At 62.2% G+C, this 13,278-nt stretch carries 14 protein-coding genes; 10 read left to right on the top strand and 4 right to left on the bottom strand.

Features of this window, described 5'->3' with window-relative positions; all coding sequences use genetic code 11:
• Window positions 1–235: 235 nt before the first annotated feature.
• Window positions 236–961: a GntR family transcriptional regulator gene (locus AB1E33_RS18935; RefSeq protein ID WP_372578829.1), complete on the bottom strand. Its 726-nt coding sequence runs from the start codon at window positions 959–961 to the stop codon at window positions 236–238.
• Window positions 962–1,049: 88 nt separating this feature from the next.
• Here AB1E33_RS18935 and AB1E33_RS18930 point away from each other — a divergent pair, with 88 nt between their 5' ends.
• The 5 genes from AB1E33_RS18930 (at window position 1,050) to AB1E33_RS18910 (ending at window position 6,155) form a co-directional block, all read left to right on the top strand.
• Window positions 1,050–2,570: a D-arabinonate dehydratase gene (locus AB1E33_RS18930; RefSeq protein ID WP_372578828.1), complete on the top strand. Its 1,521-nt coding sequence runs from the start codon at window positions 1,050–1,052 to the stop codon at window positions 2,568–2,570.
• On the top strand, window positions 2,567–3,307 hold the full coding sequence (locus AB1E33_RS18925) for an SDR family oxidoreductase (protein WP_372578827.1): 741 nt from the start codon (window positions 2,567–2,569) through the stop codon (window positions 3,305–3,307). The genes AB1E33_RS18930 and AB1E33_RS18925 overlap by 4 nt, the downstream gene beginning before the upstream one ends.
• Before the next feature lie 21 nt (window positions 3,308–3,328).
• Window positions 3,329–4,171 carry an ureidoglycolate lyase gene (locus AB1E33_RS18920; RefSeq protein WP_372578826.1) on the top strand — a complete coding sequence of 281 codons (843 nt, stop codon included), beginning with the start codon at window positions 3,329–3,331 and terminating at the stop codon, window positions 4,169–4,171.
• A gap of 108 nt (window positions 4,172–4,279) precedes the next feature.
• Window positions 4,280–5,512, top strand: a complete 1,233-nt coding sequence (locus tag AB1E33_RS18915; protein WP_372578825.1) for a lytic murein transglycosylase — start codon at window positions 4,280–4,282, stop codon at window positions 5,510–5,512.
• Between the two features lie 43 nt (window positions 5,513–5,555).
• Window positions 5,556–6,155: an HAD family hydrolase gene (locus tag AB1E33_RS18910; protein ID WP_372578824.1), complete on the top strand. Its 600-nt coding sequence runs from the start codon at window positions 5,556–5,558 to the stop codon at window positions 6,153–6,155.
• 14 nt (window positions 6,156–6,169) lie between these two features.
• Here AB1E33_RS18910 and AB1E33_RS18905 read toward each other — a convergent pair whose 3' ends face one another.
• Window positions 6,170–7,132, bottom strand: coding sequence for an acetyl-CoA carboxylase carboxyltransferase subunit alpha (locus AB1E33_RS18905; protein ID WP_372578823.1), 963 nt, complete (start codon window positions 7,130–7,132; stop codon window positions 6,170–6,172).
• Between the two features lie 125 nt (window positions 7,133–7,257).
• On the opposite strand from AB1E33_RS18905, the gene AB1E33_RS18900 reads away from it, so the two are divergent.
• Window positions 7,258–8,091, top strand: a complete 834-nt coding sequence (locus AB1E33_RS18900) for an AraC family transcriptional regulator (protein WP_372578822.1) — start codon at window positions 7,258–7,260, stop codon at window positions 8,089–8,091.
• Window position 8,092: 1 nt separating this feature from the next.
• Here AB1E33_RS18900 and AB1E33_RS18895 read toward each other — a convergent pair whose 3' ends face one another.
• Complete coding sequence (locus AB1E33_RS18895; RefSeq protein ID WP_372578821.1) at window positions 8,093–8,689, bottom strand: LysE family translocator; 597 nt, start codon at window positions 8,687–8,689, stop codon at window positions 8,093–8,095.
• A 73-nt stretch (window positions 8,690–8,762) separates the two neighbouring features.
• On the opposite strand from AB1E33_RS18895, the gene AB1E33_RS18890 reads away from it, so the two are divergent.
• Window positions 8,763–9,215 (top strand): Lrp/AsnC family transcriptional regulator, encoded by a 453-nt coding sequence (locus tag AB1E33_RS18890; protein WP_372578873.1) that lies wholly within the window; start codon window positions 8,763–8,765, stop codon window positions 9,213–9,215.
• Between the two features lie 116 nt (window positions 9,216–9,331).
• On the top strand, window positions 9,332–9,922 hold the full coding sequence (locus AB1E33_RS18885; protein WP_372578820.1) for a PA14 domain-containing protein: 591 nt from the start codon (window positions 9,332–9,334) through the stop codon (window positions 9,920–9,922).
• Window positions 9,923–9,979: 57 nt separating this feature from the next.
• Here AB1E33_RS18885 and AB1E33_RS18880 read toward each other — a convergent pair whose 3' ends face one another.
• Window positions 9,980–10,942, bottom strand: a complete 963-nt coding sequence (locus AB1E33_RS18880) for an L-malyl-CoA/beta-methylmalyl-CoA lyase (protein WP_372578819.1) — start codon at window positions 10,940–10,942, stop codon at window positions 9,980–9,982.
• Window positions 10,943–11,238: 296 nt separating this feature from the next.
• Between AB1E33_RS18880 and dgcN the strand changes: the two genes are divergently transcribed.
• Entirely contained in the window at window positions 11,239–12,240 is a 1,002-nt protein-coding gene (gene dgcN, locus AB1E33_RS18875) for an N-acetyltransferase DgcN (protein WP_372578818.1), read from the top strand.
• Between the two features lie 72 nt (window positions 12,241–12,312).
• Window positions 12,313–13,278, top strand: coding sequence for an N-acetyl-D-Glu racemase DgcA (dgcA, locus tag AB1E33_RS18870; protein ID WP_372578817.1), 966 nt, complete (start codon window positions 12,313–12,315; stop codon window positions 13,276–13,278).

Here is a 13,278-nt window from a genome sequence, read left to right as displayed (position 1 = left end):
CCTGCGCCCCTCGGGGACGTGGGTGTCGCAACAGACGTGGAACTGGACCCTTTGGCAGGGGTCTCGACCGACCGGTTGGCCGAGCGGGGGTGACGCCTCGTTTCCGATCTCCGCACCTGGTGGCGCCACCGATATCACCCCAAACTTGATGCCCTGACGGGTTCAACCGCCCCGGCTTTGCCGGTGGCGGGCAAGGGCGATTGTTTGGGCGGACGAACAGCCTCGTCAAAGATCATCAGCCCTTCCGGGCCTGCGGTGCGAAGAGTTCGGGTCGGTCCTCGGCCAGCTGCGCGATCCGGGGCATGAGTTGGCCAAGATGGCAGCGCATCCGGTCCTGCGCGGCCTGCGGATCGCGGCCGCGGATCGCCTCGAAGATGGCGCGGTGCTCGATCAGCGTCTCGGCCATTCGGCCCGGCGACGGCAGCAGCAATATCCGCGCGCGGGTCACCTGCAGCGAGACCTTTTGCGCCACATCCGTCAGGCGGGCGAAGCCGGTGAACGTCATGAGCAGGGCGTGAAAGGTTTCATCCGTCTCGTAGAAACCCCGGAAATCGCCATCCTCGGCAAGCAGCGCCTGTAGGCGCAGCGTGCGGTTGAGCTGTTGTAACTGCTCTTCGGTGCGGTCCTGCGCCACCTTGCACACTGCCGCCAATTCTAGCGCCTCGCGCAAAAACGCGCCCTCGCGGATTTCCGGCATCGAGAAATGGGCCACGCGGGTGGCCGATTGCGGGATCACTTCGACCAGCCCATCTTCCGACAGCCGCGCGATCGCGTCAGAGACCGGTGCGCGCGACACCCCCAGACGCGCGCATATCGCGGGTTTGCGCAACACTGCGCCGGGTGGAAACTCAAGCGACAGAATTGCCTGTCTCAGCGCCCGATAGACCTGTTGCGACAACGGCCCGTCCTGCGCGCCGGAGGGGCTGAGCCGGGTCATGTCGATGTCTGGTGTCGGGGTCATGGAGCCTCATCTGATACTAACATGTTAGTTGACAGGTGCTGCCTGTCAAGCTAGCAAACCCCCACCGCCAGCAGTGAAAGGACCCGCCATGAGAGGCCCGGCTCGCGATACGATACGGCTGCATCCAAAGGACAACGTGGTGATCGCCCTGCGTGATCTACCCGCCGGAACAGGGGTTGAGGGCGCGGTGCTGACCACGTCGGTCAGTCGCGGGCACAAGATCGCGGTGGCCGCGATCCGGGCGGGGCAGGTAGTGCGGCGTTACGGGCAGATCATCGGCGCGGCGAAACTCGATATCGCATCAGGCGACCACGTTCATGTGCATAATCTGGGCATGGGCGCACATCAGCAGGACTATGCCTTTGCCAGCCAGAACGATCCGTTGCCCGCGACCGACGAGGCGCGGGTCTTTCAAGGCTATCACCGCGCCGATGGCAAGGTGGGCACGCGCAACTATATCGGCATCCTGACAACGGTGAATTGCTCTGGCTCGGTGGCGCGCTTCATTGCCGAGGCGGCCGAGAAATCCGACCTTTTGGACGGGTTTCCCAATGTGGATGGCATCGTGCCCATCGTGCACGGCACCGGCTGCGGCATGTCGGCGCGGAACGAGGGCTATGCGAACCTGTTCCGTACCTTGGCGGGCTATGCCCAGCACCCCAATTTCGGAGGCATCCTGCTGGTTGGGCTGGGTTGCGAGATGATGCAGCTGTCCGATCTGGTGGGCGGTCGCCCGATCCGGGCCGATGGTGCGCTGCGCTACATGACGATCCAGTCCGAGGGCGGAACGCGCAAAACAATCGAGCGCGGACTGGAAGAGCTGCGCGGTATCGCCTCCCAGGCCAACCAGGCACTGCGTGCATCCGCCCCGGTGTCAGAGCTGACGGTCGGTCTGCAATGTGGCGGATCGGACGGCTATTCGGGGATCACCGCAAACCCGGCGCTGGGCCATGCCTCGGACCTGTTGGTACGCCATGGCGGCACCACGATCCTGTCGGAGACCTCGGAAATATACGGCGCCGAGCACCTGCTGACCCGGCGGGCCGAAACACCTGCGATCGGCGAGGCCCTGATTGAAAGGATTCGTTGGTGGGAGGATTATACCGAACGCAATGGTGGCGAGATGGACAACAACCCCAGCCCCGGCAACAAGCGGGGCGGGCTGACCACCATTCTGGAAAAATCTCTGGGAGCCGTGGCCAAGGGCGGCACCGCCCCGTTGCGCGGGGTCTATCAATTCGGCGAGATCGTGGACCGCAATGGGTTTGTCTTCATGGACAGCCCCGGCTTCGATCCCTGTTCGGTGACCGGTCAAATCGCTTCAGGGGCCAACCTGATCGTGTTCACTACCGGACGCGGCTCAGTCTCGGGGTTTCAGCCGACGCCGTGCGTCAAGCTGGCCACCAATTCCGAGATGTATGCAAGGATGGCCGAGGACATGGATCTCAATTGCGGCGATATCATCAGCGAGGGGGTCAGCATCGAAGACAAGGGCAGGGCGCTTTTTGAATTGCTGATCCGGGTGGCTTCGGGTGAGCATACGAAGAGCGAAGAAATGGGTTTTGGGGGCGTCGAATTCGTGCCCTGGCAAATCGGAGCGGTGATGTGATGGGACGACTATCGGGAAAACGGGCGCTGGTGACGGCAGCAGGGCAGGGTATTGGCCGCGTATCGGCCGAAATGTTCGCCGCCGAAGGGGGCGAAGTGCTGGCCTGCGATATCAACGAGGCAACGCTGGCAGAATTGAAGCCCATCGACGGCATCATGCCGTTCCGGCTCGATGTGACCGACGCGGATGCGGTACGCGATGCGGTGGCACGGATCGGGCCGATCGATATCCTGTTCAACTGCGCGGGATTTGTGGCGGCGGGGACGATCCTTGATTGCGACGAGGACGACTGGGCGTTCAGCAATGATCTGAACGTCACTGCTATGTACCGGCTGTGCCGGTTGGTGCTGCCGGGAATGTTGGAGCGTGGGGCCGGATCGATCGTCAACATGTCCTCGGTCCTGTCCTCGATCACGGCGGCACCCAACCGGTTTGCCTATGGCACAACCAAGGCGGCGGTGATCGGGCTGACCAAGTCGATCGCCGCCGATTACGTGACGCAGGGCATCCGTTGCAACGCGATCTGCCCGGGCACGGTCGACACGCCCAGCCTGCATGATCGACTGCGCGCCACTGGCGACTACGACAAGGCGATGGGGGCGTTTGTGGCCCGTCAGCCGATGGGACGGCTGGGTACCGCAGAAGAAATCGCCAAGCTCGCGCTCTATCTGGCAAGCGATGACAGCGCCTATACCACCGGACAGGCCTTCGCCATCGATGGCGGCTGGAGCATCTGATATTTTGAGAAGGGATCACCGATGAAACTTCTGCGCTATGGCCCGGTCGGGTCGGAACGGCCCGGTCTTCTGGATGCGGAGGGCAATATCCGCGACCTCTCGGGTGAAATCTCGGATCTGACAGGGGATGCGCTGGGCGATGCGGCGCTGGACCGGCTCAGGGCGCTGGACCCCGCTTCACTGCCGCTGGTCGACGGGCAGCCGCGCGTCGGTGCCTGCGTGGGACAGGTGGGCAAGCTCATCGCCATTGGCCTCAACTATGCCGACCACGCCGCCGAGGCGGGGATGGAACTGCCACCCGAGCCGATCGTTTTTTTCAAGGCGACCTCGTCGATTTGCGGCCCCAACGACCCGATCGAAATCCCGCGCGGATCAACCAAGACCGATTGGGAGGTAGAGCTGGGCGTGGTGATCGGCAAACACGCCAAATATATCAGCGAGGACGAAGCGCTGGATCATGTGGCGGGTTATTGCACCATCAATGACGTCAGCGAACGGGAGTTCCAGATCGAGCGCGCCGGACAGTGGGTGAAGGGCAAATCCGCCGATACCTTCGGCCCGATCGGCCCCTGGCTGGTCACCCGCGACCAGGTGCCGGACCCGCAGGACCTGCCGATGTATCTGGAAGTGAACGGGACGCGGTATCAGGACGGTTCGACCCGGACCATGCACTTCGGTGTGCGCAAGGTCGTGTCCTACCTGTCGCATTTTATGAGCCTGCATCCGGGCGACGTGATTGCCACCGGAACCCCGCCGGGGGTCGGCATGGGGCTGAAGCCACCGGTCTACCTGAAGCCCGGTGACCGGGTGGAACTGGGCCTCGACGGGCTGGGTGTACAGGTCCATGACATGGTGGCCGGTTAGGACCGCCGGCACGGGCTGGCATTTCGTTGCCACAGGGTGAATGCCGCGCTGGTTTGAGGCCTGCGAAGCCGCTATCGTGTAAAAAACACCAGAGCAGGCGAGAGCGGTATGATTGACAGGCGTTTCTTTTTGTCCGGGCTGGGCGCGGTGGCGCTGGCAGGGTGCGATACCTCGGCGACGACCACACGCAAGCCAAAGCGCATGCGGGCAGTGCCAAATGCGGGCTATGACGCCTGGGTGGCGAATTTCCGGGCCCGTGCGCCGTCGCGTGGCATCTCACAACCCACGCTGGAGCGCGCCTTTCAGGGCGCCGGCTATCTGCCAGGCGTGATCGAACGCGACCGCAACCAGACCGAATTCAAACGCTCTCTTGAGGATTATCTGGCAATCGCCGCCTCGGATGAGCGGGTGAGCACCGGCAAACAGAAACTGCGCAGCCATCAGGCCGTGCTGAACCGTATCCAGCAGCAATACGGAGTCGAGCCGGAATATGTCACTGCGGTCTGGGGGTTGGAAAGCCGCTATGGTGCGCGGCGCGGCGATGTTCCGGTGGTCTCAGCTCTGTCGACGCTGGCCTATGACGGGCGACGTGGTCAGTTTTTTGAAAGTCAGCTAGTGGCCGCGCTCAAGATCCTGCAGAACGGTGACACTACGCCCGACAAAATGACCGGCAGCTGGGCTGGGGCGATGGGGCATACGCAATTCATTCCGACTTCGTATCTCGCCTATGCGGTGGATTTTACGGGCGACGGGCGGCGCGACATCTGGGATGACGACCCAACCGATGCGCTGGCGTCGGCGGCGGCTTATCTGCGGCGCTCGGGCTGGACACCGGGACAGCCCTGGGGCGTCGAGGTGCAATTACCGCCGGGGTTCAATACCGGGCTGACGGGGCGCGGCAGCAAGCGCCGCCCCAGCGACTGGGCCGCGCTGGGCGTGCGCGACGTGAACGGGCGCACGGTACCGGATTACGGCGCAGCCTCGGTGATTCTGCCGGCGGGGGCCAGCGGGCCTGCGTTCATGATTTTCAACAATTTTACGGTGATCACCCGCTATAACAACTCCACCAGCTATGTGATCGGGATTGGGCATCTGGCCGACCGGATCAAGGGCGGGCCACCGATACGGGGCAGTTTCCCGCCTGACGCGCAAGGCATGACGCTGAAAGATCGCAAAGAGTTGCAGACCCGCCTGACCGCCGCCGGGTATGACACGAAGGGTGCCGATGGGGTGATCGGGTCGAATACCACCTCCGCCATCACCGCCTATCAGCGGGCCAAGGGGTTGCCGGTGACCGGACAGCCGACGCAGCAATTGTTGCAAAGGCTTCGGCGCGGATAGGGCAGAACGGGCTCCTCAGGGTCGTTCCGAACAGGATCAATTCATGAAGAACGTTATTTTCGATTTCGGCAATGTGCTCATCCGGTGGCGGCCCTATGAGGCATTGAACGGGCACTTTTCCAGCGAAGCCGAGATGCTGGCCTGCTTCGATCAGATTGATTTCTTTGGCTGGAATGCCGAACAGGATCGCGGCCGCAGCTGGGAAGATGGGTTGGCCATTGCCGCGCGCGATCATCCCGAACACGCCCATATCTTTCAGGCCTATTCCAACCGGTTGGACGCCGCCCATGGTGAGCGAGTGTCGGGCATGTCGGAACTCGTCGAAGCCCTGCATCGGCGCGGTGTGGGTCTATTCGGGCTGACCAACGCGGCCGAGGCCTCGTTCCAGGCGGTGAAAAGGACCGCGCCGGAAATCGGGTATATGCGCGATGTAGTGGTTTCGTCGCGGGAGGGGCTGATCAAGCCCAGCCCCGAGATATTCGAGATGTGCCTTAGCCGGAACGGGATACGGGCCTCTGATACGCTCTTTGTCGATGACAGCGTCGGGAATTGCCGGGGTGCCGAGGCGATGGGCATTCAGGCGCATCTGTTCACGGATGCCGCCACGTTGGAGGCGGACCTGCGCGCGCTCGGCTTACTTTGAGCGGGGTGGCAGGCTCAGGCCGCCAGCCCCTTGTTGCCGAGGTCGAGAAATTTCTGGCGGCGGTCCTTGATCAGCGCATCACGATCCTTGCCGGTCAATTCCTTCAACATGTCACCGATGGCGTGGCCAACACCTTCGATGGCGGCGGTCCTGTCGCGATGGGCACCGCCATGGGGTTCGGATATGATCCGGTCGGCGACGCCCAGCTTGTGCAGGTCCTGCGCGGTCAGGCGCAGCGCCTCGGCGGCTTCGCGCATCTTTTCGGCATCCTTCCACAGGATCGAGGCGCAGCCCTCGGGTGAGATCACCGAATAGACGGAATGTTCCAGCATCGCCACGCGGTTGGCAGTGGCAAAGGCTACGGCCCCGCCCGAACCACCCTCGCCGATGATGACCGAGACTAGCGGCACGCCGATGCGCAGGCACATCTCGGTCGAGCGCGCGATCGCCTCGGACTGGCCGCGTTCCTCGGCGCCTTTTCCGGGATAGGCGCCGGGCGTGTCGACCAGCGTGATCACCGGCAGACCGAAGCGGCCCGCCATGTCCATCAGGCGGATCGCCTTGCGGTAGCCTTCGGGCCGCGCCATGCCGAAGTTGCGCTCGATCCGGGATTTGGTGTCGCTGCCTTTCTCGTGGCCGATCACCATCACTGGCTGGTCGTTGAACCGGGCCAGCCCGCCCATGACCGAATGGTCATCGGCAAAGTTACGGTCACCGGCCAGCGGGGTGTATTCGCTGAACAGCGCCTGGATGTAATCCTTGCAATGGGGTCGGTCGGGGTGGCGCGCCACCTGGCATTTCCGCCAGGGCGTCAAATCCTTATAGAGATCGGTCAGCATGGCGGCGGCCTTGGCATCCAGCGCCGTCGCCTCGTCGGCCACATCCATCTCTTCGTTGGCGCGGGCCAGCGCGCGCAACTCTTCCGCCTTGCCTTCGATTTCGGCCAGCGGTTTTTCGAAATCCAGATACTGGGTCATGACGCCTCTTTTGCGCGGTGTTTGCCGATATATGGCCCGGTGGGAGGCGGGATGCAACTCAGCAAGATTTGTGACATGTCGGCATGGCATGTGGAAGGGGCAAGGACAAGGGAGCGATATGCGACATGGCCAGCAGCTACGAAGACCGGGTTCTGCGCGTTCTGGAGTATATCCATGACAACCCCGCCGGGGACCTGTCGCTGGATGCGCTGGCCGATGTCGCAGCGATGTCGCGGTTTCACTGGCACCGGGTGTTCCGGGCCATGACCGGAGAGACCTGTGCCCAAGCGGTGCGGCGCATTCGCCTTCATCGCGCGGCGGGCTGGTTGCTCCAGAGCGATCGGACACCCGAGCAGATTGCGGGTGATGTCGGCTACCCCAATCCCCGGTCCTTTGCGCGGGCTTTTTCCGAGGCCTATGGCGTCAGTCCCGCAGCTTATCGCAGGACCGGTCATCTGACGCTCGCCCATCCACAATTCAAAACCGGAGATTATCCCATGTATCCCGTCACCACACGGACCGAACCCGCCCGCCGGATGATCGGCCTAGCCCATAAGGGCGCCTATATGGAGATCGGCAAGAGCTTTGAAAGCTTTGTCGCGATGTGTGAAGCGCGGCAGCTCTGGCCGGATGTCGGCACGTCGCTGGCCCTCTATCTGGACAGCCCTGACACTGTACCCGAGGCGGATCTGCGCAGCTTTGCGGGTGCTGAATTTCGCGGTGACACGGTACCCGACGGGATGGAAGAACGGCAGATCCCCAGCGGCAAAACCGCCGTGCTGACCTATGAGGGGCCGTATTCCGGCATCCATGCGGCCTATCATTCGCTGTTCGGGAACTGGCTGCCCTCATCCGGAGAGGAGCCAGCTGACCAGCCTTGTTACGAGATCTATCTCAACAACCCACGCGACACCGCGCCCGAAGAGCTGCTTACCGAAATTTGCCTGCCGCTAAAGTAGCTCAACCGGACCAGAGCACCGGGTAGAGCGAGGCAACCAGCAGCGCGGCCATCATCCCGTTGAATATGCGCAGCTGGTGCGGGTTTCTCAGGAACCGCGCCAGTTGCTGGCCAAGCACGGTCCAGGAACTGATGCAGGGCAGGTTGATTGCACCAAAGATCGCCGCCACCAGCAGAATCGCGGGGATCGAACGGTCCGGCGCGTAGATGCTGATCGCAGTCAGCGCCATCGCCCAGGCTTTGGGGTTGACCCATTGAAATGCGACGGCCTGCATAAAGCGCATGGGTGTGCCTGCCTCGGCCTGGCGGTCGATGGGCGCGGCGGTGGCGATCTTCCACGCGAGATAGAGCAGATAGATCACAGATAAGGTCTTGAGGATCACATAGCTGAGCGGAAACATGTCGAACAGGCCCAGCAGCCCAGCACCGACCAGCGCGATCATCAGCGCGAATCCGATACCCACCCCCAGCATATGCGGAATGGTGCGGCGAAAGCCGAAATTGGCCCCCGAGGCCATCAGCATCAGGTTGTTGGGGCCCGGCGTTATCGACGAGACGAAAGCGAATCCGACAAAGGCGAGCAGCAGGTCGTAGGTCATGTCGGCAAGCATTACGCCAATAGCCCGGATTGAAATTGCGAATATTGGGTTTGCTGCCCTATATTTGCAACTTATGACCGACTTGGATCACACAAACCGCACGATATTGCGGGAATTGCAGCGGGATGGACGAATCTCGAACCTTGAACTGGCCGACCGCGCCGGTCTCAGCCCCTCGGCCTGCCTGCGCCGGGTGCAGGAACTGGAAAGGCGCGGGATCATCAAAGGATACCGCGCGGTGCTGGACCCGGTGGCGCTGGGCCATGGCTTCACCGCCTATATCGGCGTCGGTCTGGGAGAGCATACCAAAGCGGCGCAGGAGGGGTTCGAACGCGCCATCGCCCGCGCTCCGGAAGTGGTCGAGTGTCACAACATTACCGGTACGATCGAATACCTGCTGCGGGTCGAATGCGCCGATCTTCCTAGCTACAAGAGCTTTCACACGGATGTACTGGGCACCCTGCCGCATGTGACGGCGATCACATCTTATGTGGTGATGGGCTCGCCCAAGGATGAACGGGCGTAAGGGGAAAAGTTGAACAGCCGAGACTTGCCTGGGCCGATCTTCCTGCCTAGGCTCGCCGAAGTTCTGTCGATAAGCCGGCGCAGACCGGAGCGGCATTGATCTTCAGGGAGACTATCATGACGTTCTTATCACGGATGGGCGCTGTTTTGGCTTGTGTTCTTGTGGCTTCGGCCGCAGGGGCGGCCCCCAAGAAACTTCAGCCTGCAAGCCCGCAGCCATCCGGGCTGAAAACCGGACTGGCGGTGGCTTATGCCTGGGCTGGGGATATACCCGCCAAGATCGATTTTCTGGAGCAAGCCAAGGGTCTGCTGAAAAAGGGTGCCAAATCGGGCAAGCCTCTACGCGGGCTGGATTACCGTGATACCGACGAGGGCGATCCGGTACTGACATTCGATCAGGCCTTCAATGTAGCCGCCGTCATTCGGGGCTATATCCGCTTTGATGAACCCGGCACCTATGAGGTCGAAACCTGGTCCAATGACGGGATCGAGGCCTTTATCGGTGGGCAGAAGGTGGGGATCGTCACGGGCCGTCAGACCTGTTCGTCGAACCAGCGCACCACCGTCGAAGTGCCGCAAGCGGGCTGGTATGATCTGAACATGGTCTATTTCCAGAAATGGGCGACCTCCTGCCTGATGATGAAATGGGGCAAGGAAGGCGACGAAGATCTGAAATGGGTCCCCAACGACGTGTTTGGATACAGATAGAGGCGCAAAAGACCGGGAAAGCAACGGGGCACCAAACAGGTGCCCCTACTTGTCTGACTAGCCGTTTGCCGCGATCAGGTCGGACTGTGCCACAATCACTTCGGCCTGCTTGATCGAGGCGATATCGACCAGGCGGCCTTTATACACTGTGGCGCCTTCACCATTGGCCTTTGCCTGTTCCATTGCCGCCAGAATCTCGCGCGCCTCGGTGACCGCCTCGTCCGAGGGGGTGAAGACCTGATTGGCCAGCGCGATCTGCTTGGGGTGGATCGCCCATTTGCCCACCATACCCAGCGTGGCCGAGCGTTTGGCCTGTGCGATATAGCCCTCGTCATCCGAAAAATCGCCGAACGGGCCATCAACCGGCAGCACGCCATGGGTGCGACAGGCGGCGACGATGGCGGCCTGCGCCCAGTGCCAAGGATCGGACCAGTGCTTTTCGCCTTCGCGCAGCATATAATAGTTTTCCTGCGTGCCGCCGATGCCGGTGGTCTGCATCCCCATCGAGGCAGCGAAATCGGCCGCGCCCAGACTCATGGCCTGCAGGCGGGGCGAGGAGGCCGCGATGGCCTCGACATGGGCGATCCCGGCCGAGGATTCGATGATCACCTCAAAGGAAATCGGCTTGGCTCGGCCCTTGGCGCGCTCGATGGCAGTGACCAGCGCGTCAACCGCGTAGACATCCTCGGCGCAGCCGACCTTTGGGATCATGATCTGGTCCAGCCGGTCACCCGCCTGTTCCAGCAGATCGACCACGTCGCGGTACCAATAGGGCGTGTCCAGACCGTTGATGCGGACGGACATGTATTTGGTACCCCAATCGACAGTGTTCAGGGCCTCGATCACATTGGCGCGGGCGGCATCCTTGTCGCTTGGCGCGACCGAATCCTCGAGATCGAGGTTGATGACATCCGCCGCCGAGGCCGCCATTTTAGGAAACAATTTGGTGTTCGAACCGGGGCCGAACAACTGGCAGCGATTGGGGCGCGCCGGGGCGGCGGGTTGAATGCGAAAGCTCATTGGTCGCCTCGTGTAGGTAAGGAAATTACGATTTTGTCAGTTTTGGGGATATTAAATTACAGCCCTACCCGCAAGCGCTATTGTGCGTATGCAGCATTGGCGGTGCAGCATCTTTGGCGGTTGGCCGGGATCTGCGCAGAGATGGTCGCGTTTGTCTGGCTTGTCGGGAGAATCTTCGTCAGGAGTAATAATTCGCGGGACAATCTTGCGCCGTTTAATGGGATTTCTGGTGCAAAAACGAAACGCTTGCGGCCCCGCACCCGTATTGTGCGCCGGAATCAGAGGAGTGAACCGCAATGATCGAGACGCCGTATCTTTTGTTCCTTGGGGATGCACCCGACCAACTGGCCGCCAAGGTGGCCATCGGAATCCGTGACTGGCGGCCCGAGAATGCCGTCGGCCAGATCCGTCTGCCCGGCTGCGGTGCCGATCTGGGTCTGACCGACCTGACACTGGCTGAGGCGAAAGAGGCCGGGGCCAAGACGCTGGTCATTGGTGTCGCCAATCGCGGCGGCTTCATCAGCGACGCGTGGAAAGAGGTCCTGATCGCGGCGCTTGAGATGGGTTATGATCTGGCCTCGGGTCTGCATAACCTGCTGCGCGACGAGGGCGATCTGGTCGCCGCCGCACAAACCCATGGTGGCACGCTGCATGACGTGCGGGTGCCGACCGTTGGCTACCCCATCGCAAATGGCAGGAAGCGGTCCGGCAAGCGCTGTCTGGCTGTGGGCACGGATTGTTCGGCGGGAAAGATGTATACTGCGATGTCGATGGATGCCGAGATGCGCAAGCGCGGCCAGAAATCTACTTTCCGCGCCACGGGCCAGACCGGCATTTTGATCACCGGGCAGGGCGTGCCGCTGGATGCGGTCATCGCTGATTTCATGGCGGGCGCCGTTGAATACCTGACCCCCGAAAATGACGAAGATCACTGGGATCATATCGAGGGGCAGGGCTCGCTGTTCCACGTCTCTTATTCCGGGGTGACGATGGCTCTGGTGCATGGCGGTCAACCCGATGCACTGATCCTGTGCCACGAACCCACCCGTACCCATATGCGTGGATTGCCGGAATACGGCCTGCCGACGCTGGCGCAGCTGCGCGATACAGCGCTGCCGCTGGCGCGGGTCGCCAACCCGGCCTGTCAGGTGGTCGGTGTCTCGATCAACACCCAGCATATGAGTGAGGACGAGGCCCGCGCCTATATCGCCGAGGTCGAGGAAGAGATGGGCATTCCCGCCACCGACCCTTATCGCTTTGGTGCAGGCAAGCTGGTGGATGCGCTGGCCGAGCTGTGATTTAAGCGGCGAGCCGGGGGTGGGTCTCTGCCCCTGGCGAACGATTTTTAGTGAAAAAGAAGGGATGGGCGCGTGCAGGTAGAGGTCTCTCGCGATGTGTTCCGGCTGGCGCAGGCCTTTACAATTTCGCGCGGTTCGCGGACCGAGGCGAAGGTGCTGACAGTCCGGATCAGCGACGGAGTGCATCAGGGCTTGGGCGAATGCGTGCCTTATGCGCGCTATGATGAGACGCTGGCATCGGTCGAAGCTGAGATCGCCAGCCTGCCCGAGGCGTTCACCCGCGACACTCTGACGGAACTGTTGCCCGCAGGGGCCGCTCGCAACGCGGTTGATTGCGCGCTTTGGGATCTGGAGGCCAAGCGCGCGGGCAAGCGGGTCTGGGAACTGGCCGGTCTGCCTGCACCGGGGCCAGAGATCACGGCCTATACCCTGTCACTGGACACGCCCGACAAGATGCGGGAACAGGCCAGCAAAAATGCCCATCGTCCGCTCTTGAAGATCAAACTCGGCACCCCCGATGACATGCCGCGCCTGGAAGCGGTGCGCGCCGGTGCGCCAGAGGCAAAGATCATCATCGACGCCAACGAGGGCTGGTCGGCGGAGGTTTATTCCGATCTGGCCCTGCATCTGGTTCGCCTTGGCGTGGCGCTGGTGGAACAGCCGGTTCCCGCAGGTCAGGACGAGCCACTGCTGGGCATGGATCGCCCGGTTCCGGTCTGCGCCGATGAAAGCTGCCATGACCGGTCCAGCCTGCCCAAACTCAAGGGCAAATACGACGTCGCCAATATCAAACTGGACAAAACCGGCGGTCTGACCGAGGCCCTGAAACTGCGTGCGGCGGCGCTGGCCGAAGGCTATGACGTGATGGTCGGTTGCATGGTCGGATCGTCGCTGGCGATGGCCCCTGCGACCCTGCTGGCCCAGGGAGCGATGGTAACGGACCTTGACGGCCCGCTTCTCTTGGCCGAAGACCGCGACAACGCTTTGACATTTGACCACAAGGGCGTGCATCCGCCGGATGCGGCTCTCTGGGGATAG

Origin of the sequence: Ruegeria hyattellae (genome assembly GCF_041537925.1) — a bacterium.
Classification (GTDB): domain Bacteria; phylum Pseudomonadota; class Alphaproteobacteria; order Rhodobacterales; family Rhodobacteraceae; genus Ruegeria_C.
Note: the sequence above shows the minus strand (reverse complement) of the source record. Positions and strands in the feature narration are given on the sequence as shown.

Coding starts and splice junctions, on each gene's coding strand:
- AB1E33_RS18895 (WP_372578821.1), bottom strand. CDS start 8,689: ATGACCTACGACCTGCTGCTCGCCTTTGTCGGATTCGCTTTCGTCTCG.
- AB1E33_RS18930 (WP_372578828.1), top strand. CDS start 1,050: ATGAGAGGCCCGGCTCGCGATACGATACGGCTGCATCCAAAGGACAAC.
- AB1E33_RS18905 (WP_372578823.1), bottom strand. CDS start 7,132: ATGACCCAGTATCTGGATTTCGAAAAACCGCTGGCCGAAATCGAAGGC.
- AB1E33_RS18935 (WP_372578829.1), bottom strand. CDS start 961: ATGACCCCGACACCAGACATCGACATGACCCGGCTCAGCCCCTCCGGC.
- AB1E33_RS18885 (WP_372578820.1), top strand. CDS start 9,332: ATGACGTTCTTATCACGGATGGGCGCTGTTTTGGCTTGTGTTCTTGTG.
- AB1E33_RS18890 (WP_372578873.1), top strand. CDS start 8,763: ATGACCGACTTGGATCACACAAACCGCACGATATTGCGGGAATTGCAG.
- AB1E33_RS18915 (WP_372578825.1), top strand. CDS start 4,280: ATGATTGACAGGCGTTTCTTTTTGTCCGGGCTGGGCGCGGTGGCGCTG.
- AB1E33_RS18880 (WP_372578819.1), bottom strand. CDS start 10,942: ATGAGCTTTCGCATTCAACCCGCCGCCCCGGCGCGCCCCAATCGCTGC.
- dgcN (WP_372578818.1), top strand. CDS start 11,239: ATGATCGAGACGCCGTATCTTTTGTTCCTTGGGGATGCACCCGACCAA.
- AB1E33_RS18900 (WP_372578822.1), top strand. CDS start 7,258: ATGGCCAGCAGCTACGAAGACCGGGTTCTGCGCGTTCTGGAGTATATC.
- AB1E33_RS18910 (WP_372578824.1), top strand. CDS start 5,556: ATGAAGAACGTTATTTTCGATTTCGGCAATGTGCTCATCCGGTGGCGG.
- AB1E33_RS18920 (WP_372578826.1), top strand. CDS start 3,329: ATGAAACTTCTGCGCTATGGCCCGGTCGGGTCGGAACGGCCCGGTCTT.